Annotated in this window: 20 protein-coding genes; 6 read left to right on the forward strand and 14 right to left on the reverse strand. The window is 42.4% G+C overall.

Translation table 11 applies throughout. The features are described 5' to 3' along the window. Positions 1 to 141 precede the first annotated feature (141 nt). Positions 142 to 1,266 carry an AAA family ATPase gene (locus tag CC97_RS06060; protein WP_044974246.1) on the reverse strand — a complete coding sequence of 375 codons (1,125 nt, stop codon included), beginning with the start codon at positions 1,264 to 1,266 and terminating at the stop codon, positions 142 to 144. Then, positions 1,226 to 1,429: an AAA family ATPase gene (locus CC97_RS06065; RefSeq protein WP_044974247.1), complete on the reverse strand. Its 204-nt coding sequence runs from the start codon at positions 1,427 to 1,429 to the stop codon at positions 1,226 to 1,228. Before CC97_RS06065 ends, CC97_RS06060 begins: the two co-directional genes overlap by 41 nt. 397 nt (positions 1,430 to 1,826) lie before the next feature. On the opposite strand from CC97_RS06065, the gene CC97_RS06070 reads away from it, so the two are divergent. Beyond that, positions 1,827 to 3,437 (forward strand): transposase, encoded by a 1,611-nt coding sequence (locus CC97_RS06070; RefSeq protein WP_044973085.1) that lies wholly within the window; start codon positions 1,827 to 1,829, stop codon positions 3,435 to 3,437. A gap of 345 nt (positions 3,438 to 3,782) precedes the next feature. Here CC97_RS06070 and CC97_RS06075 read toward each other — a convergent pair whose 3' ends face one another. From CC97_RS06075 to CC97_RS06115, 9 genes are all read right to left on the reverse strand, one after another. After that, positions 3,783 to 6,689, reverse strand: coding sequence for a carbohydrate-binding protein (locus CC97_RS06075; protein ID WP_044974248.1), 2,907 nt, complete (start codon positions 6,687 to 6,689; stop codon positions 3,783 to 3,785). Positions 6,690 to 7,016: 327 nt separating this feature from the next. Beyond that, on the reverse strand, positions 7,017 to 7,220 hold the full coding sequence (locus CC97_RS06080) for a hypothetical protein (RefSeq protein WP_044974249.1): 204 nt from the start codon (positions 7,218 to 7,220) through the stop codon (positions 7,017 to 7,019). A gap of 13 nt (positions 7,221 to 7,233) precedes the next feature. Continuing rightward, positions 7,234 to 8,310 (reverse strand): zinc finger domain, LSD1 subclass, encoded by a 1,077-nt coding sequence (locus tag CC97_RS06085; protein WP_044974250.1) that lies wholly within the window; start codon positions 8,308 to 8,310, stop codon positions 7,234 to 7,236. Between the two features lie 141 nt (positions 8,311 to 8,451). Next, entirely contained in the window at positions 8,452 to 9,294 is an 843-nt protein-coding gene (locus CC97_RS06090) for a TPM domain-containing protein (RefSeq protein WP_044974251.1), read from the reverse strand. Beyond that, positions 9,284 to 10,801, reverse strand: a complete 1,518-nt coding sequence (locus tag CC97_RS06095) for an EI24 domain-containing protein (RefSeq protein ID WP_156036795.1) — start codon at positions 10,799 to 10,801, stop codon at positions 9,284 to 9,286. The genes CC97_RS06090 and CC97_RS06095 overlap by 11 nt, the downstream gene beginning before the upstream one ends. A 298-nt stretch (positions 10,802 to 11,099) precedes the next feature. After that, positions 11,100 to 11,654 carry a Maf family protein gene (locus tag CC97_RS06100; RefSeq protein ID WP_044974253.1) on the reverse strand — a complete coding sequence of 185 codons (555 nt, stop codon included), beginning with the start codon at positions 11,652 to 11,654 and terminating at the stop codon, positions 11,100 to 11,102. An 18-nt stretch (positions 11,655 to 11,672) separates the two neighbouring features. Then, positions 11,673 to 13,469, reverse strand: a complete 1,797-nt coding sequence (pepF, locus tag CC97_RS06105) for an oligoendopeptidase F (RefSeq protein WP_044974254.1) — start codon at positions 13,467 to 13,469, stop codon at positions 11,673 to 11,675. 108 nt (positions 13,470 to 13,577) lie between these two features. Continuing rightward, the gene (locus CC97_RS06110) at positions 13,578 to 14,687 is read right to left on the reverse strand and encodes an SLC13 family permease (protein ID WP_044974255.1); all 1,110 of its coding nucleotides are present in this window, start codon (positions 14,685 to 14,687) and stop codon (positions 13,578 to 13,580) included. A gap of 80 nt (positions 14,688 to 14,767) precedes the next feature. After that, positions 14,768 to 15,796: a 3-deoxy-7-phosphoheptulonate synthase gene (locus tag CC97_RS06115; RefSeq protein WP_044974256.1), complete on the reverse strand. Its 1,029-nt coding sequence runs from the start codon at positions 15,794 to 15,796 to the stop codon at positions 14,768 to 14,770. Positions 15,797 to 16,178: 382 nt separating this feature from the next. Between CC97_RS06115 and CC97_RS06120 the strand changes: the two genes are divergently transcribed. The 3 genes from CC97_RS06120 to CC97_RS06130 all read left to right on the forward strand — a co-directional run bounded on the left by CC97_RS06120 (position 16,179) and on the right by CC97_RS06130 (position 21,335). Continuing rightward, positions 16,179 to 17,882: a [Fe-Fe] hydrogenase large subunit C-terminal domain-containing protein gene (locus CC97_RS06120; RefSeq protein WP_044974257.1), complete on the forward strand. Its 1,704-nt coding sequence runs from the start codon at positions 16,179 to 16,181 to the stop codon at positions 17,880 to 17,882. Between the two features lie 141 nt (positions 17,883 to 18,023). Beyond that, a complete protein-coding gene (locus tag CC97_RS06125) occupies positions 18,024 to 18,917 on the forward strand; it encodes a DUF445 family protein (protein WP_044974258.1) in 894 nt (297 codons plus the stop codon). 285 nt (positions 18,918 to 19,202) lie between these two features. Then, on the forward strand, positions 19,203 to 21,335 hold the full coding sequence (locus CC97_RS06130) for a PASTA domain-containing protein (RefSeq protein WP_156036797.1): 2,133 nt from the start codon (positions 19,203 to 19,205) through the stop codon (positions 21,333 to 21,335). 182 nt (positions 21,336 to 21,517) lie between these two features. Here the strand turns inward: CC97_RS06130 and CC97_RS06135 are convergent, their stop codons facing one another. The 3 genes from CC97_RS06135 to CC97_RS06145 are packed head-to-tail and all read right to left on the reverse strand — an operon-like array spanning position 21,518 to position 24,834. Beyond that, positions 21,518 to 22,339 carry a purine-nucleoside phosphorylase gene (locus CC97_RS06135; protein WP_044974260.1) on the reverse strand — a complete coding sequence of 274 codons (822 nt, stop codon included), beginning with the start codon at positions 22,337 to 22,339 and terminating at the stop codon, positions 21,518 to 21,520. After that, positions 22,336 to 23,532, reverse strand: coding sequence for a phosphopentomutase (locus tag CC97_RS06140; RefSeq protein ID WP_044974261.1), 1,197 nt, complete (start codon positions 23,530 to 23,532; stop codon positions 22,336 to 22,338). The genes CC97_RS06135 and CC97_RS06140 overlap by 4 nt, the downstream gene beginning before the upstream one ends. Next, positions 23,533 to 24,834, reverse strand: coding sequence for a PLP-dependent aminotransferase family protein (locus tag CC97_RS06145; RefSeq protein WP_044974262.1), 1,302 nt, complete (start codon positions 24,832 to 24,834; stop codon positions 23,533 to 23,535). It abuts the gene before it with no gap. 159 nt (positions 24,835 to 24,993) lie between these two features. Here CC97_RS06145 and CC97_RS06150 point away from each other — a divergent pair, with 159 nt between their 5' ends. Together CC97_RS06150 and CC97_RS06155 are read left to right on the forward strand one after the other, a co-directional pair. Beyond that, complete coding sequence (locus CC97_RS06150) at positions 24,994 to 25,524, forward strand: TIGR04002 family protein (protein ID WP_044974263.1); 531 nt, start codon at positions 24,994 to 24,996, stop codon at positions 25,522 to 25,524. Between the two features lie 262 nt (positions 25,525 to 25,786). Further along, positions 25,787 to 26,833 carry an ISL3 family transposase gene (locus tag CC97_RS06155; RefSeq protein WP_049962727.1) on the forward strand — a complete coding sequence of 349 codons (1,047 nt, stop codon included), beginning with the start codon at positions 25,787 to 25,789 and terminating at the stop codon, positions 26,831 to 26,833. Positions 26,834 to 26,914: the final 81 nt, after the last annotated feature.

The raw sequence follows: 26,914 nt of genomic DNA on the forward strand, positions 1-26,914 counted from the left end.
AGAAAAGGCACCCGTTGGGTGCCTTTTGAATAAGCGAGCGCTCGGCAGCGCACGAAAAACAGACTACATAACCCATGCGGTCACGCAGTCTGTTACTCTGTAATCGGTGATTTTCCAGTCTGCGACTGGAAAATTTCTATTTTATTTTCCGAGGGAAAGATCCTTTACAGTTTTATTATCTACTTTATCTTTGAAATAATTCCATATTTCCTTCCTGAATACGATCTGTATCTCTTTATTTGGTATGCGCAGCGGCAAAAGTTCAGCATCTTCTTCTACCGCCTTTGAAAGATATCCTGTTTCAAGCAATGCAGACCAAAGATTATCTCCGTTTTCATGAATAAGATGATATGGTACATGTTCATTTACAAAACATTCAATAGTCTCACCGGCAAGCAATTTTTCAAAGTTTTCATTTGCATCATCAGTTTTTCCAAGAAATCCGTGTATAAGATTCTGCGATGTTTCTGAAGTATTTACCCAGTAACTTTTAGGTCCTCTGAGGTTACTGTATGATCCGTCAAGAACCGAACGCACATACAACAGTACATCCCACGGACAATACATCTTTTCACGTCCAAAGATATATCCGTCATACCATTCTGAAACAGTGTCATATCTTTCTGACAAACCTGCATCGTCAAGAAGATTTCTTACATTTTCATCTGTGAATCCGATAGCTGTTGCAAAAACAGGTGACAGAACTGTATAAGGAATGATATTATTAACTCCGGTATATGTACTGTTTTTTACTGTATAAAGGCATCCGGAAAGAATAACACCTTTGACATTTTCGTTTGTCTTGCAGACAAAGCTGAGCATATGCTCGATCATATCCCGGACTTTATCATATTCCGGTTTACCAAGTGCTTTTGCCATTGGTACGTCATATTCATCCACAATAACAAAAACCTGTTTATTATAGTGATCGTGAAGCATACGGACAAGTACATCAAGTGCTGCTACACTTTCAACCATATCAGCTTTTTTCTGCTTTAATTTAAGAAAGATTTCTTTGTCGTCATTATCCGTTTTTTCGCTTTCCGAAAGAAAATTCAGACTCTTTACTGTATTGGATATTGCAAGCTTAAAATTTCCTGCTATGGTGTCAAAATCACAACCATAGATTTCTTTCATAGAAATAAACACCACCGGATATTTGTTCATATATTTGTCCACTAATTCCGGATTGTTCATGACCTTAAGACCATCAAATATATCTTTGCTATCCCGGCGGATATCCAGAAATTCCCTGAGCATTGTCATTGTCAGAGTTTTTTCCGAATCTTCTCGGACGTGCAAACAGCACTGCCTTATCGAATTTATCAATTAGAAATTCTTCTATCAGTTCTGTTTTATCTATGTAATATGAATTGTTTTCTCTGAGTTCACGGAAACTGTCGTATGATGCTCTGATATTTAATTTCACTACTTTTGCTCCTTCCTGTATTTTTTCTCATGCTATAAGTATAACACGTTTCACTCTTTCAGGCAACAGAAAAGTAATTCAGTACTGCTGTATACATATCTGTTTTTGATCAAAGCAGCTCAGCAGTCTGAGCTGCTTTTTCAATTGCGCCGAAGGCGCATCCATTTTAAGCGGGACGCCTAACGGCGTACTATCTCAAAAACGGGTGCCTCAACCTGAGACACCAGTTTCAATTGATGAAAAAGTAACGGTGAAGTAAAAATAATTATGATTCGGGCGTCAAAAGGGTAAGACCAATCTGAGCCAACAAAAGCATCTTGAAAATTTAATATTATTACAACAAATGAAAACGCGAAATATGGTACAATAGAAGTATCAAATTTCGGAGGAAAAAGAAATGTCATTCGTAGCAAACGATTTAAGGAATGAACAAATATCAATGTTCGATTCCACGCTGAATTTAACAGAAAGAGAACGCAGATTTTTAGAAAAATCATGGGCAAAAGTATTTGCTGAAAAAGTATTTCCTGCAATAGATGAAACACCGTATGCGGTTCTTTACAGCGAAAAATTATCGCGTCCAAATACTCCGGTAAACGTTCTCGTAGGCGCAATATTCATTCAGCAGCTAACAGGACAGTCCGATGATGAATTTCTTGAATCATTGCTGTTTGACATAAGATATCAGTATGCACTTCACACAACATCATTTGATGAACAGCCCCTTAGTGACAGAAGTCTTGGAAGATTTCGTGAAAGATTAGCAATGTATGAAATTGAAACAGGAATAGATCTCATACAAAATACGGAAAAAGAAATAACAGATGTTATGGCGCTTGTTATGGGAATAGATCATCATCTTAAACGTATGGATAGCATGATGATATCTGCAAATGTGAAGAAAATGTCGCGTCTCGAACTGCTTTATACATGTGTTTCAAACCTTGTAAAAGAGATGAAACGCAGTAATGCAGAAGTGCCTTTGGAATACATGCATTATGCTGATGTAGATGACAGAAATAAAGTAGTATATCATAATCGTAGTGAATCTGTTGATAGCAAGATTGTAACTATTCTTGAAGATGCAAAAATTCTGATGAACCTGTGTGATGAAGATATTGAAGACAGCAGTGCATATAAATTGCTGGTACGCTTTCTCAATGAGCAGACTAACATATATCCTAACGGAATCCGTCAGCTTAAAGATGCAGACGATTCAAGTATGGATTCTTCAATACTTCAGAATCCTGCGGATCCGGAAGCAACATTTCGCCATAAAGCAGGTAAAAATCATATAGGATACGCTGCAAATTTAGTAGAATCATCAAATGAAAACGGTGATACGCTTGTAACTGATTTTCAGTTTGAAGCAAACAATTACAGTGATAAGAAATTCATCAATGATGCAATGGAAAGAATGAATTCTCAGCCGGAAGACGACCGCACAGTAATAGTAGCTGACGGTGCATATACAGCTGATGAAGCATTAGCAAAATCAAAAAACATTGAAATTGTAAACACTAATCTTACTGGTAAAGAAACACCAGATATCAATGCTGATTTTGAATTCAGTGAAGACGGAACACAGATCTTAAAGTGTCCCGGAGGACATGAACCAATAAGCTGCAGCTACAATAAAAAGACAGGGCAGTGTGTAGCATCCTTCGATAAAGAAAAGTGCGAAAACTGTCCACACTTTAATGAATGTAAACCTAACTTGAGAGTAAAGGTTTGTAAGAAAACAGTCTCATTAAAAAGTAAAAACAGAGCTCAGCAACAGAGAAAACGTTCTACAAAAGAATTTAGTGACTTAACTAAATTCCGAAATGGTGTTGAATCACTTCCATCCATTCTTCGAAGAAAATATCATGTTGACAAAATACCGGCAAGAGGTATGATTCGAAAGAAACTATTCTTTGGAGCTAAAGTAACTGCTATGAACATCCAGAAGTTTTGCAAATTCATGCAAGGCTCGGCATGCCGCGCCCAAAATGCGGTAATAGCCTGAAAAATGAGTAAGGAAAGCTACTAAATATTGAGATTTACGTTTCGATATATCCATAATTTGTAATAATATTAAATTTTCAAGATTCTATTGGAATTTTGAAAAGTCAAAATCGCTGTTTTGACGCTCTAATCATAATTATTAGAAAAACAGATATAAACAATGTATCATAAAAGCTCCTGAAAATCAACAGGTTTTTTAAGTCCAGTTTAAAAACTTTCAGATAAAAAAACTACGCTTCACAGTTTCGCAATGAATCTGTGAAGCGTAGTCTGTTATAGGAGTGATATAATGATGAATACTGATTTTAAATGAGCACCGGGATCAGTATCCGGTACTGCTCTGACATCAGGCTATAAACGATGTGATCTTTCCGATGAAAAACTCAATGATCTTTGAAACGTCATCAGAATCATTCTTTTCATTTTCATCGAAGTCACCGTTTGCACTGTATTCGCCGCCGAGTGCTGCGTTCTTTAACATAATGACATCGGCAATGTTTACTTTTCCGTCTTCGTTTGTATCGCCGAATACAACTTCAATATCTACTGAGCTTCCCTGTACATCCGGATTCCACCAGCTGAGGTTGAAAAGTGAATCTGTACCGTTGCCGCTGAATACGAAGTAGACATCCTTTATACCGCTTGTCTTTTCGATCTTTGCAGTTTCTGTCTTCCACTTCTGCCAGCCGCCTGTGTATGTAACATCGACCTCACCGATAGTTTTTCCGTCAGGGCTGCCGAGTTTGATAGTGATCTTTCCGCCTTCAAGATTTGAAGCTACTCTGAAGTCGATCTTTTCTGTGGATTTTCCGAAGTCAACTCCCTTGAAACCTATGTAGTCGCCGTTGTTGATATAAGCAACATCCTGGCCGCCTTCGCTGCAGGTTTCAAGCTCTGTTCCTGAGTTTACGTCGTATGATACTGCAGATATACCAACCGATGTACCCTTTATTCTGAGAAGCTTCTTTGATCTGCTCTTTACTGTACCGTCGTTTCCGACTACATAAAGATAATATTCGCCTTCCTTTGCAGGAGTTTTTATTTTTGTTGCTGTACCTGAAGCCTTCGTCATGTTATCCCCTGCTGTGAACGATGTAGTTCCGGAAGGAGCAAGCCAGATGGTGTTGTCTTTGCTGCCGCTGCTTCTTACAGGAAGAACTGAGCCGCCGGTAGTTTCACATGCTGCCGGGAATACTCTGTCTGCATCGGAAAGCAGATAACCCGGTACAAGTCCTGCATGATCATCGTCAAGACCTGAATTAAGACAAACCTTGTACTGTGCGAAAGGCCATACATTGTCCTTTACTACGATCGGAGTATCTATCTCACTGTTCGGAGGATTCTTGCCCATCTTGTTTACTGTAGCATATGTACGCTTGATCTTAAGATGATGCTTCTGGCCGTAATCTTCACAGTTGATAGTATATGTTACGTTAGGGTCTATTTCGAGTACATTGTCGTTTTCCTCGATATATGCTGTACCTTCATCGTTGTGAAGTCCGTAAGTCGGCTGATATGCCGCTGCAGCCGGTATGCCTTCAACGTAGTTTTCATTTATGATAGTGCCCGGCATCTGACCGATGGTATAGATACCGCCGCTGTCGTGAAGTCTGTTAAGACAGTTCGTAACACGGTTGTAACAGATGGAATTGTTCTTACAGGTAGTTGAATCCTTGAAATTGCACCAGCCCCATCCGAGATGGATACCGTTGTAGGCTGTCTTGTTTATCTGGTTGTGATTAATTGTAATACCTTCAACGAAATACGCTGTGATAGCTGCGCATCCGCCGAAACCGTGAACAACGGAAATATCATAGAGCATGTTGCCGCTGACATTGTTGTTTTTACAGATGCCTTCAATACCCGGAGCATATTTTTCATGGTTTGAGGAACTTCCGTCACCGATGTATATGTGCTGCGGATGTCCGACTGTAATACCGCTGGATGTAATATCCGTAATAAAGTTGCCCGTTACCTCTGAATTAATAACGTCATTTGTCATTGAAAGGCCGTCTGCACCGCTGTGCTTGATAACGTTGTCTGTAAATGAAATCGACTCACTGTTTGTGACATTTATCATACCAGGAAGTGTGTCAGCCATTTCGTATTTTCTGTTGTGCCAGTTGGAATCAGCAAAAGCTGTATATGACTGAGCAGCCTGACATGTTGCTTTTCCGTGTGATCCGGCTACTTCAGTAAGCTGGAATTCTGTATTTTCAAAAGTAATACCGCTGAATGAAATATTCTTTACTCTGTCAGTGGTTGATTTTCCGGCAATGTTAATGATCTTGTCAAGTACCGGTGCCTCGACATCTGCCGTGTTTATATCCTCGCCCTGACGCGGCCAGTAGTAAAGCACCTTTTCGGTCTTGTCAAAATAGAACTCGCCCGGTTCATCCATGAATTCGAATGCGTTGTATATCGTATGAGTGCCTCCGCATGAGAATCCGGCTCCCCAGCCAGGTGTCTGTGCTATCGCACCGTACGGCTGCTGCAGATACATGACAAGATTTCCGTTTACGTTCTTGATATCTCTTGTACAAACGATATTTTCATTCCATGTTGTACCGTTTATGATCTCAAGATCGTCCTTGTTGCGTTTTATCTCCGGCAGGTCATTTGGGTTGTATGAAATACCGTCGCTCTTTTTGCCGGAATCCCATGCCCAGTCAGCCTGACCCTTGTTTACGTTGTAGTCACCGAAACCGCCCTTTGCATTGACACGTTTGCTGGTCATATTTGCACGTCTGTCATTTACGAACAGGTTTCTTAATTTGTAGTCTCTGTCAAGAGGTGCCTTGTATATTCCGTCCTTGTACTGTGTCCACCCTGTTACCTGTGTCGCAGCATTGAGTTCAGGAACTTCATCCTTGTAGGCCATATAATAGACCGTATGACCGTTTGTACCTGAATCTCTCGTGTCGAACTCTGTTGTCTTTGTAACACGGTATGTACCGCCTCTGAGATAAACACAGATATCACCGCTCATGTTCCCGTTGATCTCTCTTACAGCATCTCTTGCTCTTTCAAGAGTACGGAAAGGCGAATCGATCGTACCGCTTCCGTTGTCGTCACCGTCAGGTGAAACATAGAATTCTGCTGCATAATCCGCTGCCTTTACAGTGTCCGCCTTAAGTAAAACTTCTCCTGAAGGAAGTACAACAGAAGTCATTCCAAGACAGCATCCCATTAAAACGGCAATACCTTTTCCTGCTTTAGGGCGCACTCCGCCCCTCTTAAATACTTTACGCATACTTATCTCTCCTAAAAACCTAACCCTTTACCGTAATGCGCGACCATTTTCACGCACCGGTAATCAATCCTGAAATCGTGCCGCCATACGCAGCACGCACACTTACAATAATTATATTACTATTATTTCATACAAAAGTCAATAGTTTTTGTATACAACTTATATACATAGTGCATAGTGGCTTAAATTTACAGCAATATATTGTTATGAACTGAAATAAAGTACCATTCGTATTTTCAGAGAAACTATACAAATTAACCGCCGTGTACCAGATGGTAAACACGGCGGTTTTGTTTTTTATATAATGAGCATCAGCGGACTGACTGTTCACTTATTTTCCTTCGGAATAGCAGTCTTTTCAATTCTCTTGTAGAGATAAGTATCTGTCTTTCTTGAAAACTTCAGACTGTTTCTTTTAATGTACTCAGCGGCTGCATGCTGCATGTGAACTGAAGTAAGCGCGCTTTTCTGTACAAATGCTATGATAACTCCGATAAGAATTCCTATCAGGATAGCTATTACGTAATTCATGCTGTACCCCTCCTTATGATCCCATGAAATATGCTATTATGCAGGCAATGACTGCACATACTGTTGAATACAGTGCCATCGCTTTAAGGAATGCTGCCTTGTCAAGCGGCAGGTTTCCGACGAATTTTCCTGTCTGACCGTTCATTGCAAAGAGGAACTTCTGGTCATTCCACGTTGTGTTCAGGATCCATACCGGATAGAGAACATACTGTGCCTTGCCGTTATGGAGCTGAATCGCGTTGCCTTTTTCAGTTACCTGTGAATATCCGATAACTGAATCCCTGAACGTATCGATAACGCTCTGCTCTATACGGTGGTTTGCACGGTCAATGCTCTGTTCAGCAGTAACATCATATCTGTCTGCAAGATAACCTGAGAGATATGCTTTTTCAAAAGTAACTGCATCCTTATAGTCGAACGGCTCTATTGATTCCATAAGATCGTCAGGCATTCTTGAAGATCCGTCCACAGGAACATGTTCAAATGCAAGCGAACCGGTACGTCTTACATTATAGTAGCTCTTTTCAACGTAACGGTAATTGCTGTCTGACCATCTGCGTTCCTTGACACCTTCGTAGCGGATATCGCCGTCAGCATCTGCATCGAAAAGCCAGAAAGGAACATAAACGCCCTTTATCTCATCAATATGATTCTGGTCGGTAAACGCCTTTGGAAGAAACTTCTTTCCCTTAAGATGCTCCGCAAGTTTTTCCTTCGCCTTGTTCTTGTCAAGCTTGAACGGGATAACAAGGTCAGGTCTTAAGTCACCGTCAAATGTTCCTGAAATTACAACAGGATTTCCGCAGTACGGACAGCTTGACGCACCTGTAAGTTCATCAGCTACGATCTCACCGCCGCATGACTTGCACGAATAGATCTTCATGCCCTCTGTTTCACCCGGCTGCCAGTCTGTACCTGCTGATGTATCCCAGCTCATGTCATTTGATGAAAGCTGGTCAGCCTGCATTTCCTGTACTGCCTCAATCGAAAATTCACTGTCACAGAACGGACACTTCATGTTCTGTGATGCGCTGTCGAATTCTATCTGTCCTCCGCAGCACGGGCATTTGTAATCTGTCATTCCACTCATATTTTTTTCTCCTTTTCCTATATCTTTAGGGAAACACTGATTAAATCGGAAATCCGGCTTCGCCGGATTTCCGGAGGTGGGATTTACGGGGCTTCGCCCCGAACCCCCACGCTGATTAAAAAAGCGTTCCCGTATTTTACATCAGAAACTGTGGCCGCCTCCGCCGCCGCCACTTCCTCCGCTGCTTCCTCCGCCCCAGCTGCCTCCGCTGTAGTCATCAGAACTGAACCAGCTGCCGGAACTTCTTACGCTGTCTGATTTATTATCATCATTACGGTATTTTGTTTTGCTGAGGTTATTTATTTTTACTTTTACTCCAAGGTTATGTTCTGTATATTTCAGCAGTTCAGAAGAATCAGCAACAGATCCGGCAGAATGGTTTCTTGCATTTTCATACACAATAAAACCTGCAAAAAGCAGCGCGAGCAGAATACAGCTGATATATTTCATCGGCTGTGCTATTTCACTGCCTTCAAGAAGCTGTATTTCCTGCTCAAATGCATGACAAGCGCATTCTGTGTACTGAGCAAGTGTAGCATAACGATAGATGTTGTCAGTGATGATATATCCTCTTGGCTGCGTAACGGTTTTAAGAATATCGCCGTTACTGAATATATAAATCTGCCGGTTTACAAGATCTATGAGAAATACTGTTGCACTCTCTTTTCCGAAAAGAGAATGAAGATTGCTTTTGGCATAATCTCTTGTGGATTCAATATATCCTTCCGATACTGTAAGAAGCGCCGCATTACCATACTCTGTCAGTGCCTGCATCTCTTCGGTCAGCTTTCCGTAATACGGATCTTCATCTGAAATAAGTCCGGCAGTATCATCGATCACAGCTCTGTAGCCTGTAACAGAATTTCTGTATATCTCATCAGCTTTTACAGCACGGTCAGGAGTAATAACAAAACACAGTATCAGGAAAACAGTCATCGTAAACACACGAAGACAATTTCTTTTTAAATTCGCATTATACTGCACTGTCATCACCGCCTTTATGAACGCTGAACTGCGGAAGAGGACGTGTAGCTATCCTGTTGTAGTTTCTTATCAGAAGCAGGAATGACACAAGCTCCGCAGCCAGAACTGTCACACCGACAGCATAGTAACAGTAATCCCATACCGGTTTTGCTGCAAGCACAATATTTCCTGCTATACCTGATGCCATATTTATCAGCGGACACAAATACAACGAAACCGACTTGTCTTTCTTTTTTACACTCTGAAGATCACTGAACAGGCACACCAGAAGAATGAGATGAATAATGTTTATCACAACAGCTATGACTGAAAAGGAAGATGCATTAACAAAGGTCACAAAATCCGGTTCTATCAGGCACAGGATCTTGAATACAGCGATCACTCCAAGTATCACAAAAAATACCACCAGCGAAATTCCGTTGACCAGATTATCTCTCAGCCTGCCGGCGATCCCGTCTGATGAACGATTTTTAAGAGCAGCTGTATCTTCCGCACAGTACCCTGTAACAAGCATAGCCATGATTACGGAAATAAGTGTTACACTTACAGGAAGAATCGTTGTGAACATCAGCAGTACAAAAGCAATAACTGCCGCGATAAGAAACCTTATAAAAAAAACTTTGGTGTCAATAGGAGTATCGGATACAACACGTCCTGTCTGTCCGTTTACTGCAGCATATGCCACACGGTCGCCTTTTCTGTATGAAAGAAACCAGACTGGCATCATCGCAAGTTTTACACTGTTGATCCTTGTACCGAACTCTTCTTTTTTCAGAGTTATGTTGTATGTACTGAGTTTTGAATGTGTCTCAATATATTTCTGTGCTCTGTCCTCCGCAACATTTACGGCATACTCCTCATATGTCGATGACGGAACATCAGCCGGTTCGGCATAAAATCCTGCAAAATATCCTTCACTGAATTCTCTGAATTCCGGAGATCTCCGGTGAAATCCCGGATTCCGGACCGTCTCAAACGGTTCGGTTTTTTCGCTCAGATCATCATGAAAAACAGATGAAGCATCATGCATGATATGTTTAAAAACTGAACAGTTAGTGCCGGTTACCTCATCCTTAAACTGATAAGTGTATTCGCCGTGAACTTCAGTACGGTCACCTTTTCTTGTAAAAGAACCTTCCTGCCTTACGTCATAGATCCAGTAAGGAACATATATTCCCCTGAATCCGTCAATAAATTCGGGATCTTTCAGCTTTTCAGGAGTGTAAGGGTTATTTTTAACGTATTTCATGTAAGCATTCTTACACTGCTTTTTGCTGATTCCGAAAGGAATTATATAGTCCGGTTTTTTCTGCTTTTCAAGCTTTGATTCAAAAACCACCGGCGAACCGCAGAACGTACAGTTACCGGAAAGATCGTGATCGGTACTTGTCAGTACGCCTCCGCACTGCGGACAGGTAAATACTGTCGCTTCGTAAGTGTCATCACCCTCAGCCGGCGGTTCACTGCCAGAGTGTTCATCAGGTCTGGCAAGCACATTTTTTTTCATATGGACTGTACAAAGCGCTGCATGACATGCACTTTAACTGCTGATCATAAATACTGAATTTCAGCAGGCCCCCGCAGCCAGGACAGTTTGCCATTTCATATCCCCCCTGATTCATAGAATATCATTATTTTACCATAAAACCGGTTTAATGTCTACTGTTTTCTGATCATTTTGTTTAAGGAAAAGCTGATTTATTCATAAATCAGCTTAGGGGACCGGGGCGAAGCCCCGCAAATTCCCCTTCCGGAAATCCGGCGAAGCCGGATTTCCGATTTAATCAGTATTTCCTTAAAAATAATCATATAAAGAAAGCAAGTTCACGTTTAAGTCTTGCTGCAGGAAGTCCTACAACATTGAAGTAGTCACCTTTTATACTCTTAGCCGGAAGAAGTGCCCCGTCCTGTATGCCGTAAGCCCCGGCCTTGTCCATCGGTGATCCGGTGGCGATGTAATTCTTTATCTCACCGGCAGTAAGCTCAAAGAATTCAACCTCAGTAGTTTCCGAAAAGCTTTTCTTCTTTCTGCCGCTCATTATGCAGACACCGGTAATTACCCTGTGAACTTTTCCGGAAAGAGCCGTAAGCATTCTTTCAGCATCTTCCTCATTACACGGCTTTCCGAAAACCTTTCCCTCATATACCACCACAGTATCACAGCCTATGACAATATCTGACTGATGACTTTCCGCAACGGATTCTGCCTTTATGCATGCAAGATATTCCGCACTTTCCTCAGCGGATACACCCTCCGGTATTGTCTCATCTATATCTGACGGTATACATTCAAAATCACTCACTATATAACCCAACAGTTCCCTTCTTCTCGGCGATGCCGATGCAAGTATAACTGCCATTTAAATGCCCCTTTCCAATCAGTCTGTAAGACTGTCAAGCTCGTCGATAAGCTCGCCGAATATTTCAAGGGCTGAGTTTACAGGGTCCGGTGAAGACATGTCAACGCCGGCGGTCTTAAGAAGCTCTATCGGAGAAGCGGAGCAGCCGCCGCTAAGGAACTTGATATAGTTATCCACTGCCGGTTTGCCTTCCTTAAGAATCTTTCTGGAAAGAGCTATGGCAGCGCTGTAGCCTGTAGCGTACTGGTAAACGTAGTAGTCATAGTAGAAGTGCGGTATTCTCGCCCATTCAAGGCTTATGTCCCTGTCAATCACAATGTCATCGCCGAAATAAAGCTTGTTGAGATCATAGTAGATAGCTGAAAGGTTGTCAGCAGTAAGACCTTCGCCGTTTTCTGTCATTTCATTTATCTTAAGTTCAAACTCAGCAAACATTGTCTGACGGTAAAGAGTTGTTCTGAACTGTTCAAGGAAATAGTTTATGAGATAAGCCTTCTGCTTTTTGTCGGTTGTGGTCTTAAGAAGATATTCCATAAGAAGTGCCTCGTTGCATGTAGAAGCCACTTCAGCAACGAAGATAACATAGTCCGAGTAAACCTGAGGCTGAGTTTTGTTTGAATAGTACGAATGGATGGCATGACCCATCTCGTGCGCAAGAGTAAATTCACAGTTAAGCGTATCCTTGTGATTCAGAAGAACGAACGGATGTACCTTTGCGCCTGCTGAATAGGCACCGCTTGTCTTGCCCTTGTTTTCATAAACGTCGATCCAGCGGTTGTTAAAGCCTTCCATAAGAATGGAGCGGTATTCGTCACCCATTGGTTCAAGGGCGTTGTATACATTTTTCTTAGCCTCTTCAAAGCTTATCTTCATGTCGCAGTCTGAAACCACAGGAGTGTAGAGATCGTACATGTGGAGCTCATCAACGCCGAGAAGTTTCTTTCTCAGTCTTACGTATTTATACATGTACTCCATGTTTTTGTGAACTGCATCGATAAGATTGCGGTAAACGGAAACCGGTACATCTGTTCTGTCAAGTGAGGCATGAAGTGACGATTCATATCTTCTTGCCTTTGCGTTGAAAGAAAGCTGCTTTGTCTGGGCTGCAAGCATTGATGCAATAGTGTTCTTGTACTTGTCGTAGCTTGCATACATTGAATGGAAAGCTGATTCCCTGAGAACTCTGTCAGAACTCTTTACAAGCGGGATATATGTTCCGTGTGTCACCTGATGCTTTTCACCCTTTGAGTCAGTGGCATCTTCAAAATCAAGCTCAGCATCGGAAAATACGGAATAAATTGTATCAGGTGCTTCCTGCATCTGTCCGGCAAGAGCCATGATCCTTTCCTCAGCTTCGGAAAGTGTGTGTTCCTTTCTCTTCTGAAGACGGCTTATGTAAAGACGGTAAAGACCAAGATCCTTGTTTTTCTCAAAGAATCCTTCAAGCACGTTCTCATCTATTGAAAGGATCTCCGGCACTTCAAAGGCACCTGCTTCAGCAATGTCTGAGATAAGTGCTGAAAGTCTGCCGCACATTTCCTGGTAAACTGAATTCCTGTTGTCCTCGTCTCTTCTGCGGTGAGCGTAGTTTACAAGGCTGTCGAGCTTAATACCAAGATCATCGTTGAGCTTAAAATACTCAAGCATTGTTTCAGCTGATTCAGAAAGTCTGCCCCTGAATGAAGCAAGCTTTTCAGTCATAGCCTTTACTGCGTTGTAATCATCGTTCCAGCAGTCATCATTTTTGTAGATATCGGTAACTGCCCACTTGAATTCTTCTGATACTTCAGAACGTTCCTTAACTGTTTCCATCATAATTTTCCTCCGTTTCTTTTACAGTGAACCTGTTTCATTAAGTTCACCTGATTTTCATTGTACTGCATACGGCAGAGTGCGTATGCATATCCGGCTTTCACCGGAAGGTTATCTTATCGTCTGTACCGTAAAGTAAACAGCTGCAAGTCCGGCAAGAAGCGCAAAATTCACCGTCGAGAAAACCGCCATGTATTTCTTCATGTCGGCTCCTTCAGCTTTGGAATACTGTTTCCATGAAATAACACTTGCAAGCGACGCCACCAGAGTACCCAGTCCTCCGAGGTCAACACCAAGAAGAAGCGCGCCCGCATTGTCTGTAAATCCTGAAAGCATTACAGCCGCCGGAACATTGCTTATTACCTGACTTGCCAGTACACCGGCGATGAATTCATGTCCGGCCACGACTGACGAAAGAGAACTGCTTATAACATCTATCTTTGTGAGGTTTCCGACAAAGATGAAAAACGCCACAAAGGTAAGAAGCAGAAAATAATCCACCTTTGCAAAAAGCTTATGATCTGTAAATGCGCATACTGCAGCTACTACGGCAAGACAGACATAACAGTTTAAAATTCTTAACACCGTAAGCACGCATACTGCAAACAGAACCGTGTAAATGATAAAGTTTCTTTTGCTGCTTATCTTCGCTGTACCTGTACGGTCCGCGGTAAGCTTCATGTCCTTTATAAGGAAAAATGTCACTATGTTCACAAGAGCAAGGCTCACAAGTCCGTAAGGAATGACCGCTTCTGAAAACTCGCTCATCTTCATGCTGAACTGCGAGTAGATGTACAGGTTCTGCGGATTTCCGAAAGGCATTATCATGCTTCCGAGATTGGCCGCCACTGTCTCCATAACCACAAGCGGAATAAGGCATTTCCTGCCGGCACCGTTATAGAGTCCCACTGTAAAAGGAACAAGCGTGATAAGGGCTACGTCATTGGTAATAAGCATAGCACTGAAAAACGTTATGTTTACCAGAAGCATGGCAACTGTTCTTGAGCTGTCGGAGCTTTTTAATATAGCCGCCGAGATTACGTCAAAAAGCTTTGTTTCCATAAGCCCTGCCACGACCATCATGAGGCAGAAAAGAAGAATAAGCACCGAAAAGTTTATGTACCCCAGATAATCGGCCGAAGGATGAACAAAAAAGGCAGACAGGACCGCACCTGCAGCTGCCGCAGAAAGAACAGGTTCTTTCCTAAGAAAAGATATCATTAAATTCCGCACCTCTTCTACACAAGTAAAGGATCACTGAACTGTGTTTTCAGTGATCCCGAATTAAACAACCTTTAAGATCAAAGAAGATCTGCAAGGTCGAGGATGAGTCTTTCAGACTTTTCCCAGCCGAGGCACGGGTCTGTGATGGACTTTCCGTAAACGCCCTCACCTATCTTCTGGGCACCGTCTTCAATATAGCTTTCGATCATAAGTCCCTTTACCATGCTCTTTATGTCATCGGAATGTCTGCAGCTGTGGAGTATCTCCTTGGCTATACGTATCTGTTCAAGAGGCTTCTTTCCTGAATTTGCGTGGTTTGTATCTACGATAAGAGCAGGGTTGAGAAGATTTCTCTGCTGGTACATATCGAAAAGCTGGATCATATCTTCGTAGTGGTAGTTGGCGTGTGACTTTCCGTCGCTGTCAACATATCCTCTGAGGATGGCATGAGCTGTGTCATTGCCTGTTGTCGTTACATCCCAGCCTCTGTAGATAAATGTATGCGGCACCTGAGCTGCCTTGATGGAATTGAGCATTACTGAAATGTCACCGCTTGTCGGGTTCTTCATTCCTACAGGAATAGTAAGGCCGCTGGCAACAAGTCTGTGCTGCTGATCCTCAACTGAACGCGCACCGATCGCACAGTAACCGAGAATATCATCAAGATATCTGCCGTTTTCCGGATAGAGCATTTCGTCAGCACATATAAGACCTGATTCGTTTACAGCTCTTGCGTGAAGTTTTCTTACTGAGATAATACCTCCGATAAGGTCTTCCTTCTTTTCCGGATCCGGCTGGTGAACCATTCCCATGTAGCCCTCGCCTGTTGTTCTCGGCTTGTTTGTGTATATTCTCGGAACGATCATGATCTTGTCCTTTACCTGCTCCTGTACCTTTGCAAGTCTTGTGACATAATCGATCACTGAATCCTCATTGTCAGCAGAGCACGGTCCTATTATAAGAACAAATTTGTCAGATGCCCCTGTGAAAATATCCCTTAATTCCTTATCTTTATTTTCCTTGACGCTGACGACCTTTGCATCGATCGGGAACTGTTCCTTGATCTCCTTCGGGATCGGCAGCTTGCGGCTGAAATTCATGCCCATTTGAAAAACTCCTTACAATAAATATAAACCAGCTATGATCTGCAGTAAAAAAACAGATTTACCGGTTACTGTGAAAGCATATTTTTCTGCATTCTTTTTTATTATACTATAAAAATCTTGTTTTTTCCAGTCGTAATTGAATTTTTCAGATTTTGTTCAGAAAAGTTCATTTTTGATTGACTTTTTAATATACTTGTGATAAAATAAATATATATCAAAAGGAATAATTGTTGTTACTTTTTCGTCGTTTCGCATAAAGCGTGACAAGGGTAATCTCACTTATGCGTCACGGTGACCAAAGTTAAGACGATTAAAGATGCAAAGAAAATCACTAAATCTGTAAGGAGGATGGACTGTTCTTTTACAGTCTGATGTACATAACATGGAAATTATCAAAGTAAATCCGCAAAAATGCATCGCGTGCAATGCTTGTATCAGAATTTGTCCTGCACCAGAAGCTTGTGTTCCAAGTACAACTCCGGAAGGCAAAAACTATGTAGGTATCAATTCTGCCAATTGCATCAGCTGCGGTGAATGTATCAGACACTGCCCGCACGACGCAAGATACTACGAAGACGACTATGAAGACTTTATTGAAGACATGTACAGTAAAAAGGGAAAGGTTTCCCTTCTTGTTGATCCTTCTATAAGAGTAGCTTTTCCTGACGTATGGCAGGATGTTCTCAAATGGTTCTATATTCAGGGCATAAGAAAAATCTATGATGTTTCTTTCGGCGCCGACATAGCAACATGGGCGCAGCTTCGTTCAGTAAGCAGCGGAAAAATCAAGAAGTATATTTCATCCTCATGTTCTTCAGTTGTCAGCTACGCTGAAAAGCATGACCATTCACTTCTTGAAAAGCTCTCACCTGTTTACAGCCCTGCAATATGCATGGCTCTGTATGCAAAGTTCAAGCTGAAGGACACTTCAGAATTCGCTTATCTCGGTCCATGTCCCGGCCGCAAGGCTGAATTCGAGTCCACAAAGCTTATTCAGTACAATGTTACATTCAAGAGAATGAAAGAATACTTTGCAAAACGACAGATCACATTTTCAAGCACAGGCCAGGGCTTCAGCTTTGAATTCACACACAGACAGGGTCTCATGGGTGCTCTTTACTGCAAGCCGAAAGGACTTAAGGAGAACCTTCACGAATACCAGCCTGACATCAACATTTCAAACTGTGACGGAATTTCAAAGGTTTACAGCAACCTTAACAAATACAACGCTCTTGCAGCAAAGGACTACATTCCTGATGTTTATGAAGTTCTCAGCTGTGACGAAGGATGCAACGGCGGTATCGGTATAGAAATTAACGGTGAAATTCCTGCTCCGGCAGTTATTTCAAGGGTAATGGATGTAACAAGAAAAGATGCTGTCAAGAGACAGAACGGTATTTTTAACCTCAACAAAGGTGACAAGCTGTTCAAGGAATTCGACAGAGAACTTAAACTTGAAACATTCCTCAGGAAATACGAGCCGCAGAGAAACACTCTCCGCACTCCGACACTTCCTGACCTCAACAACATATACAATTCCATGTTCAAGTTCACAGATGCAGACAGAAATATCAACTGCCAGGCCTGCGGATGCAAGACATGCAAGGAAATGGCTATCGCTGTTTTCCACGGTACAAACATTAAGGAAAACTGTGTTTACTATTCAAGAAACATCGGCGGAAACGACTCAGCTGCTGTTGCCGAGATCAGAAACACCCTCGATGCAGTCGAAAAGATCATAAGAGAGAACATGCCGTCACTCAACGATCAGGTCGCTGTTATCAGAAAAGAAGCTGTTTCGATCTACTCAAACAACGACAAGACAGCCGAAGCTGCAAAGACCATCAACAAGGTAATTACCCAGATGATCGATGCCTGCAACAATCCGAAGGGCGTTTCAAGAGAAACTATCTCAGAGATCGCAGGTACTCTTGAACTCATCAGAAAGATAATTGTAAACCTCGACAAGTTCGTTACCAAAAACTCTGAATCCGGTTACACGATCGACAAATGTGTATCATCCATTGACGAGATATCAACCAGTATTCAGAACACTGTGAACAATGTTACTCACCAGAACAGATAACATTCACCTGTCAGTTTACATAACCCGGGCGGCTCACTGATCCGGTCCGGAAACTGCTTTAAAATAAAATATGTGTTCTGTTACTCCGCCGCGTTTCTGCTGACGGAGTAACAGTGTTTATGAAAGAAAGATGGATACAGAATGAATTACGAATTGATAACCGCACCGATAATCGGTGCAGCAATAGGAACAGTAACAAACGGAATCGCAATAAGAATGCTTTTCAGACCATGGAAGCCGGTATTCATAGGCAAATTTCAGCTTCCGTTCACACCGGGTCTTATTCCAAAGGAAAAGCCGAGAATCGCAAAATCGATCGCTGACGTTATCGGAAACAATCTTCTCGATGATGCAACTATCAGAAAATCACTGCTTTCAGATGATATTAAAACGAAGATCACAACAGCTCTGAACCAGAAGATCGAATCTCTTTCAGAAAGTACTGAAACACTTTCAGGACTTCTTGATTCAAAAGGAATTATGACAGTTGTCGATGACAAGGAAAAATCACTGAAAGACACAGCAGGCTCAGGCATTGCCAGAAAAATGATCGACATGAATGTTGCTTCCTCTCTCCTCGACTTTGCTGAAGAAGAGCTTGCAAACAATTCGAACCCTCTCATTTCCGGTTTTGCTCCGAAAGCGATCAGTTCCGCCCGTGATTCACTTGTAAAAAAAATAAATGATCTTATCACGGAAAAGGCACCGACACTCATCTCCGGTCTCATTGACAAGGAATATGAGAAACTGAAGGACAAGCCTGTCGGCGAAACGATCATTTACCTTAAGGAAAAATTCCCGGACTATGAAGAAAAACTGTGGGCACTCTACTCAGGATTTATAGAAAAATATCTCACTAACCTTCTTAAAGGCTTCAATATAAGCGGGATAGTCGAACAGAAGATAAATGAATTTGAACTTCCGGAACTCGAAAAACTCATTATGGACATTGCCCGCAAGGAGCTTAATGCCCTTGTAGCACTTGGAGGTCTGCTCGGTTTCCTCATGGGATTCCTGAACGTACTTCTCGGATAATATTCAGGCGGTATTCCTCGTCACAGTGAAGAATACCGCCATTTTAATATAATTTTACAGTTAATTGCTATTTGTAAATAAAAAACTTGAACATTTCTGTGCGATTTAAACAAAATATTTTAGATTTTTTTTAACAGCAATCAGCTTAATTCGGTTGAAAAACTCACTAAAATATGATAAAATTATACATAGATTAATATAGAAAACGGAGGTCGTTTTATATGAAATGTCCAAACTGCGGCGAGATTATAAAAGAAAAAAAGAAAATGAACTTCTGCGGTTACTGTGGTGCAAATCTTAAAACCGGCGAGAAAAACTTTTACATCACCGGAACCGAGAGAAAATATATCAGTAAATACAAACCCGGAAAAGATCAGTGATTTCAAACCGGAAGCACATGCTCCGGTACGTTCCGAAACACTTGATTTCGGTTCACCTTTTGAGAGAATGGTGAAGGAAAATGCATTAAAGGATGCTCAGGCAAATCCTGATTTCGGTTCCCCTTTCGAAAGAATGGCAAAGGAAAATGCATTAAGCCAGGCAAAAAACGGTTTCCAGACCACTGTAACACCTCCGCCGTTTAATTCCTTCCAGCCTAATGATTTTACTATGAACAAACCGGGCGCAGCGCCTGTACCTGAACAGAAAACAGTTGCACCGCCGCCTATCATCCCTGATATACCTTCAGGTTTTACCGATCCTTTTGCTCCGCATCCGGCAGCACCGGCCCAGACTGCTGCTCCGGTCCCTGAAAAGCCGGAAGCTCCGAAAAACGCTTCGCCTATCGCTTCATTTGATCCGGCTTCGCTTTCAATGTTTGACCCTTATAAAATGAACAACGGCGATGCAGCCGGCAGCCATTCAGCCTATGAAGCTCTTGACCCTGACCCGCTGGATGCAAAGCCTGTTTCAATATCATCTTTCAACGAAAGACTCTCTCTTCTCATCGAAGAAACTTCGCAGCCGATCGGTGCGGTATCAGGCAGCGACGCAAAACCTTCACCGGAAGAAAAAGCCACTGAAAACACCACACCGGAAAAACACAGAGACTATGATCCTACAGTTAACATAGCACGAAATGTAACCATGAGAAATGCTTCAGATGACCCTGATGCAAACCCAATAACCTACATGGAATACACCAAGAGCACAGACAGGAACAAATTCTCTGCATTTGATTTTACAGTTCCGGAATCAAAACCTGAAACTGAACCGGTAAACAATACTGAAGAAAACGACGTCCGTGAAAAAATCAGAAAGGAAGAAGCCAGAAAGGCTCTTGACGAATCAGTTGATTCAATACTTGATTTCACTGCAAAGAAATCATCAGCTGAAGCACAGCCGGACAAGCATGAACAGAATGCAAAACCGGAAATCAGCAAAGAAGCTGAAGCTCCAGCTGCCGATCCTGCAAAACAGGCTGAACAGAAGCAGGAAACCGTATCTGAACAGGAAGTTAAGGCCGAACCGGAAATCAAGCCGGAACCTGCACCTGAACCAGAGCCTGTAAAGGAAAAGATCATTAACTATGTTGGTCAGGAAAAGAAAGCAGCTGTCCAGATGATCAAATTCAAGGGTCTTGTTCCTGAAATAGAATATGCAGACAGCGACAAGGATTTCGGCTTTGTAATTTCACAGAGCATTCCTGCCGATACGGAAGTGCTTCCGGGATCTGTCATCAAGCTGACAGTAAGCGCCGGCAGCTGGTCTGAATGGGAAGAAAATCCTATGCCGGTATCACCGAACAACTTCCTTATCGAGACTAAGACCGAATACAGAAAAAGGATCAGAACACGCACAACTGACAAGCGTGATACAACAGATACAAGCGAATACGAAGGCTACACACTCACCGGTACTGATCAGAAATTCTCAGAATGGGAAGTGGATCAGTACTACACAGCAGAGGCTATACCACCGGGACCAACATGTGAAATAGTTCGTGTTGCAAGCGGCTTCAAATATGCAGGATGGTTCAATCCGGCGAACATGAACGGTATGTCATTCTCAAGTCCTGATGTAGCAAACTTCTTCAATACAAATCTAAACGGTGTAAACTGGATCTATGAAGAGATCATTTCAGAACAGAACATAAAGCCGGACGTTAAGAACTGGAAACTTGTTACTGATAACATGACCTCAACACCTGCCGGCGATCCGATGATAAGCAATATATTCTTCAGCGCACACGTTGTTGACGGCAAATCATACGCAATGAAGTTCGGTTCAACAGAAACTGAATGGTACATTTACAAGAGAAGAAATCTTCTTGAAACAATATATCACTTTGAAAAGGAGATCGTTTCCGACTGGGGCGAGTGGACAGAATGGTCTGAAACACCGCTTACAGAATCAGAAGACTGTCAGGTAGAAAAGAAAGTTCTTACCCGTTCAAGAAGAAAGATTCCGAATAATTAAGGGAACACTGATTAAACCGGGAATCCGGCTTCGCCGGAATTCAGGAGGTTGGATTTGCGAGGGCTTCGCCCCGGAACCTCCACGCTGATTAATTCAAAAATCAGCGTTTCCTTAAGAGCTAAAAAAACGACCCTCCCGCAGTGCGGAGGGTCGTTTTTTTCATATACAGCAATATTATAAAATCAGAAACTGAGTATTACTTTTGTTACAAGTTCTGCAAACTGTTTTGACACACGGTCTGCAATTTCCTGTACTTCCTTATGGTTGAGCGGTGTTTTTGATATTCCGGCTGCCATGTTGGTAATACACGAAATTCCGCACACTTCCAGTCCCATGTGCTTTGCTGCCATCGCTTCACATGCAGTACTCATTCCTACGGCATCGCCGCCCCATATTCGGGCTAGACGCACCTCAGCAGGTGTTTCATAGTTTGGTCCGGTAAACTGTACGTACACGCCTTCCTGTGTTTTTATTCCGCATTCCTCGGCACAGTTTTTTATCACCTGTATGATCCTGCGGCTGTAGACCTCGCTCATATCAGGGAATCTTGTTCCGAGTTCTTCGATATTAGGACCGATAAGAGGACTTGGTACACCTGTGGTAATATGATCAGTGATTATCATGAAATCACCCGCGTGAAAATTCTCATTCACACCGCCTGCAGCGTTTGTCAGAAAGATCTTTTTCGCTCCCATCATTCCCATGAGTCTTACCGGAAGCACAACATCAGTCATCGCATAGCCTTCGTAGTAGTGCACCCTTCCCTGCATGATCACTACAGGGACTTCTCCGACATATCCGAAAACGAATCTTCCCTTGTGACCCTTTACAGTTGATACAGGGAATCCTTCTATGTCCTTATATTCCACCGAAGCGACCTGCTTTATGCTGTCAGCGTAGTCACCAAGGCCAGAGCCGAGTACAAGTCCGACTTCCGGAACAAAATCTGTTTTTTCTCTTATGCTTTTTAAGCATGACTGTAATTTTTTATACATAGCATTCATTCCTTTCTGATTTTGTCAAGAATGGAGGCACCGATCGTTCCTTCCGGCATTTTAAGGCCGAAGTTGTCGAGTATTGATGCTCCGATGACTGCAAAGCAGTTCTGGTCATCTATCCTGCCGCCCTGCTTCATTGACGGCGAATAGGCGATAAACGGGACCTTTTCCCTTGTATGATCTGTTCCCGTGTGGGTTGGATCATTTCCGTGGTCAGCGGTGATAATAAGCAGATCATCATCGCGAAGCACTTTCAGAAGCTCGCCAAGCTTTACGTCGAAGCGTTCCAGTTCTTCGGCGTAGCCGACCGGATTTCTTCTGTGTCCCCACAGTGCGTCGAAGTCAACGAGATTTACAAAGCAGAGTCCGGTAAAATCTCTTCCTGCTATCTCAATGGTCTGTTCCATTCCGTGGACTGAGCTCTTTGACTTGTTTGACTCTGTTATTCCCTCTCCGTCGAAAATGTCAGATATCTTTCCTACTGAAATAACGTCAAAGCCGTTTTCCTTAAGTACATCAAGAGCAGTTTTTCCGAATGGTTTCAGCGCGTAGTCGTGACGGTTGCTCGTACGGACAAACTCACCTTTTTTCTTTCCGACATACGGTCTGGCGATTACTCTGCCCACCTTCCATTCATCCTTCATGGTAAGTTCCCTTGCTATCTCACAGCAGCGGTAAAGCTCATCAAGACCGAACGTTTCCTCATTGCCGCAGATCTGAAGAACTGAGTCCGCTGAGGTGTAGACTATCATGTGCCCGGTACTTATCTCCTCCTCACCGAGCTCATCGAGAATGACCGTACCGCTGGCGCTTTTGTTTCCGATCACCTTATGACCAGTACGCTTTTCCAGTTCTTTTATAAGCTCTTCAGGGAATCCTGTATCGGTAAATGTTTTAAACGGAGTTGTGATCTTAAGCCCCATCATCTCCCAGTGGCCTGTCATGGTATCCTTTCCGTTGCTTGCTTCGTACAGGTATGCAAATTTTCCTGCAGGTGCACCGACAGGACTTACCTTATCGATACTGTGAAGATTGGCAAGACCAAGTTTCTGAAGTTCCGGGATCTTAAAGCTGCTTACCGACTGTGCGATATGTCCCAGCGTATCAGTCCCGCTGTCGCCGAATCTTTCAGCATCAGGCATGGCTCCTGCGCCGAGTGAATCGATGACAACTGTAAAAATTCGTTTGTATTTTTTCATTTAAATTACCTCCTTTATAAGCAAAACGGCTTTTTCAAGTTCTTCCGTCTTAACTGATGTGCATGAAAGAAGAAGAACTGCACCACCGTTTTCATCTGTCTTACTTTTAAACTTAAGGCCCTTTTCTGCTGCACGTTCTTTAAGTTTTTCAGGCTCATGTACATTAGAAAAACGAGCCTTTACCATTACTCCGCTTCCGCAGGGCAGGATCTTTACCGAATCGCCGAAAGTTTTCTTTATTATTTCCGCAAGCATTGCGGATTTGGCCGCATAAAGCTTCTTGAGTTTTCTTATCTGCGAATCCATGTGTCCGTCCCTTATGAACTGACACAGGGCTATCTGCTCGGTCTTGGATGCGGTCTGGTTGTAGTCAGCCGCCACTTCAAGATACTTTTCCATCATTTCATCGGGAAGAACCATGTAACTCATTCTGATTGACGGCAGAAGAAGTCTTGAAAACGTTCCGGTGTAGACTACGTTTTTGCCTGAAGCCAGGCTCTGGAGCGATGGTGCTCTTCCTGAAAAATAGGAAAACTCATTTCCGTAGTCATCTTCGATTATAAGCCTTCCCGCGTCCATTGCTGATTTTATGAGTGAAAAACGTTGCTCAACAGTCATGACATCGCCGAAGTCGCCCTTGCTTGACGGATTTACATAAATAACATCGGGATCATCATCAGTAATGATCCACCCGTGGTCCCGGAACACAGCTGTACCCTGTCTGAAATCAGGGTTACTGAAACTTATCTTCTTTTTTTCACCAATGACGGAGCAGAGTATATGCAGAAGGCTCTGAACACCCGCACCCACAACTATGTTGTACGGCGAGCACACAACGTTTCTGCGTGAAGATATAAACGAAGCTATAGCTTCACGGAGTTCATACTCCCCCTGCGGCTCACCGTATGAAAGAAGCCTCTCGTCCTGTCTGAGAGCACTCTTGATATATCTTCGCCACATATCAAAATTAAAGCTTTCCCTGTCAGCACCCGCCGAGGAAAAATTATAAATGATCTCCGGGCTGCGGGACTCATCTTTTTTCATAGCCTGTCTTCTGTCAGCCGGACAGATGGAACTAACGTAGAAACCGCTGTTCTTCCGCGAAATAATATATCCGTCAGCAGCAAGGGACATATATGCATTTTCAACTGTGGTACGGCTTATCTGAAGTTCTTCAGCGCACCGTCTTATCGACGGTATCTTCTGACCCGGTGAAAGCGTACCGTCTGTGATCATGTTTTTATAATAGCCGTAGACCCTGAGGTAAAGCGGCTTGTCATCATCAGGAAACTGATACTTCATAAAGTGACCCCTTAAAAATTCTTGTTTTTGTGTATTTCAATAATGACAAAGTTATATTATTATTATATACATAAGATTCATATGTTTCAAGTAGGTTTTTAAAATACTGCAGTAATTTTAATCAGCGCATTATAAATTCGGATTCAAGGAGTTGTTACAATGAAAGATCAGAAAATCAAAACTATGACCACAACAGCTATGTTTACAGCAATTATCACTGTTCTCACAGCATGCTTTCAGATAAAGACTGTAAATGACGGATACATTCACTTCGGTGATTCAATGATATACCTTGCATCCTGTCTTCTTCCTGCACCGTACGCAGTCTTTGCAGCTTCTGCAGGCGGTGCAATGGCAGATATTCTTTCAGGTTCCGCAGTATGGGCACTTCCTACACTCATCATCAAGGCACTCAATACACTGCCTTTCATCGTCGCTCTGAAATATATTAAAAAGAAGGACAGCGACAGGATCATGACAAAGGAAATGATAATAATGAGTGCTGTTTCCGGTGTGATAACAATAGTCGGCTACTGGATCGCCGAGGGAATCATGTTCGGATTTGCCGCATCGACGATAGGTACAGTTTTACGCGGCTTCATTCAGCCGGTCTGCAGCTCGGTACTGTTCGTATGTGTCGGAACAGTTCTTGACAGAGCAAAGTTCAAATCTCTTATTTACAGAGTATAATTCAAAAAATTTCCTCACTGTTAAATATTAATCTAAGGAAACACTGATTAAATCGGAAATCCTGCTTTGCTGGATTTCCGGAGGTGGGATTTGCGGGGTTTCGCCCCGGACCCCCGCTGTTTTATGAAAAAATCAGCGTTTTCTGGCTCTTCATTAACATGTGTGGAAATAAAATCGCAGAAAAAGCCGTAAAAAATTGAAAAAGCATATGATATCTGTTATGATTTTTTTGACGAGAAAAAATTAAAACAGGAGATACCATATGCTTTGTAATAATTATATCAAAAAAATCTTAAATGTCAAGTATACAGCGATAGATAAAACTGTATTTGAAGACGACACGTTTATCATTCAGGTCCATGCAACCAAAGGACATCAGTGCAGATGCGGAATCTGCGGCAGGAAATGTAAAGTATATGATGCAGGAAACTATGGAGCAAGAACGTGGCGAGCATGTGACTGGTCAACATACAAAGTGATACTTGTAGCCCCATCATGCAGAGTCAGGTGTCCTGAACACGGAGTAGTTACATGTCAGTTTCCGTGGGCAAGGCATAACTCAGGTTTCACCTATGATTTTGAGCAGATAACAGCCTGGCTGGCTGTTAATTGTTCTAAAGTTGCAGTTTCAGAATTCATGAGAATTTCATGGGGTACCGTTGGAGCAATCGTTAAAAGAGTAAACGATGCACTTGATACTGACCCTGAAAAAAGATTTAATAATCTCTTTAGAATCGGTGTAGATGAAACAAGCTACAAGAAAGGTCATAAATACATAACGACGGTGATAAACCATGATACCGGAAAGGTGATATGGGCATCTGAAGGTCATGGTAAAAGTGTGTTTTCTTCATTCTTTGATCAGCTAACAGAAGAACAGAGAGCAAACATACAACTCGTATCCGGAGACGGAGCTAAATGGATTGATGAATGTATAAAAGAATACTGTCCAAACGCTGAGCGCTGTGTAGATCCTTTTCACGTAATCAGCTGGGCAATGGAAGCACTTGACGATATGCGCGTAGATACATGGCGTTCAATCAAAAAGGAAGTAGCACTATGTAAAAGACCAGCCAAACGTGGTCGTAAGCCCAAGGATACTCCGAAGACGATTGACGTTGCTAAAGAAATAAAGACATCCAAGCTCATATTAGGAAAGTCGATGGAAAAACTCACGTCCAGGCAAGCTGACAAGATTGACTGGATATCGAAAACAGATCCTAAACTATTCAGAGCTTACAAACTTAAAGAAGCGCTTAGATACGTCTTTCATAGTGATACAGCTGAGGAGGCTGAAGAAAAAACTTGATGCATGGATTAAGTGGGCAAGACATTGTCGTTTGCCAAAGTTTGTTGAGCTACAAAAGAAAATCAATCGTCATAGAAAATC

Source organism: Ruminococcus sp. HUN007 (assembly GCF_000712055.1).
GTDB lineage: Bacteria > Bacillota > Clostridia > Oscillospirales > Ruminococcaceae > HUN007.

Coding starts and splice junctions, on each gene's coding strand:
- CC97_RS06060 (WP_044974246.1), bottom strand. CDS start 1,266: ATGACAATGCTCAGGGAATTTCTGGATATCCGCCGGGATAGCAAAGAT.
- CC97_RS06070 (WP_044973085.1), top strand. CDS start 1,827: ATGTCATTCGTAGCAAACGATTTAAGGAATGAACAAATATCAATGTTC.
- CC97_RS06075 (WP_044974248.1), bottom strand. CDS start 6,689: ATGCGTAAAGTATTTAAGAGGGGCGGAGTGCGCCCTAAAGCAGGAAAA.
- CC97_RS06080 (WP_044974249.1), bottom strand. CDS start 7,220: ATGAATTACGTAATAGCTATCCTGATAGGAATTCTTATCGGAGTTATC.
- CC97_RS06085 (WP_044974250.1), bottom strand. CDS start 8,310: ATGAGTGGAATGACAGATTACAAATGCCCGTGCTGCGGAGGACAGATA.
- CC97_RS06095 (WP_156036795.1), bottom strand. CDS start 10,801: ATGAAAAAAAATGTGCTTGCCAGACCTGATGAACACTCTGGCAGTGAA.
- CC97_RS06100 (WP_044974253.1), bottom strand. CDS start 11,654: ATGGCAGTTATACTTGCATCGGCATCGCCGAGAAGAAGGGAACTGTTG.
- pepF (WP_044974254.1), bottom strand. CDS start 13,469: ATGATGGAAACAGTTAAGGAACGTTCTGAAGTATCAGAAGAATTCAAG.
- CC97_RS06110 (WP_044974255.1), bottom strand. CDS start 14,687: ATGATATCTTTTCTTAGGAAAGAACCTGTTCTTTCTGCGGCAGCTGCA.
- CC97_RS06115 (WP_044974256.1), bottom strand. CDS start 15,796: ATGGGCATGAATTTCAGCCGCAAGCTGCCGATCCCGAAGGAGATCAAG.
- CC97_RS06120 (WP_044974257.1), top strand. CDS start 16,179: ATGGAAATTATCAAAGTAAATCCGCAAAAATGCATCGCGTGCAATGCT.
- CC97_RS06125 (WP_044974258.1), top strand. CDS start 18,024: ATGAATTACGAATTGATAACCGCACCGATAATCGGTGCAGCAATAGGA.
- CC97_RS06135 (WP_044974260.1), bottom strand. CDS start 22,339: ATGAATGCTATGTATAAAAAATTACAGTCATGCTTAAAAAGCATAAGA.
- CC97_RS06140 (WP_044974261.1), bottom strand. CDS start 23,532: ATGAAAAAATACAAACGAATTTTTACAGTTGTCATCGATTCACTCGGC.
- CC97_RS06145 (WP_044974262.1), bottom strand. CDS start 24,834: ATGAAGTATCAGTTTCCTGATGATGACAAGCCGCTTTACCTCAGGGTC.
- CC97_RS06150 (WP_044974263.1), top strand. CDS start 24,994: ATGAAAGATCAGAAAATCAAAACTATGACCACAACAGCTATGTTTACA.
- CC97_RS06155 (WP_049962727.1), top strand. CDS start 25,787: ATGCTTTGTAATAATTATATCAAAAAAATCTTAAATGTCAAGTATACA.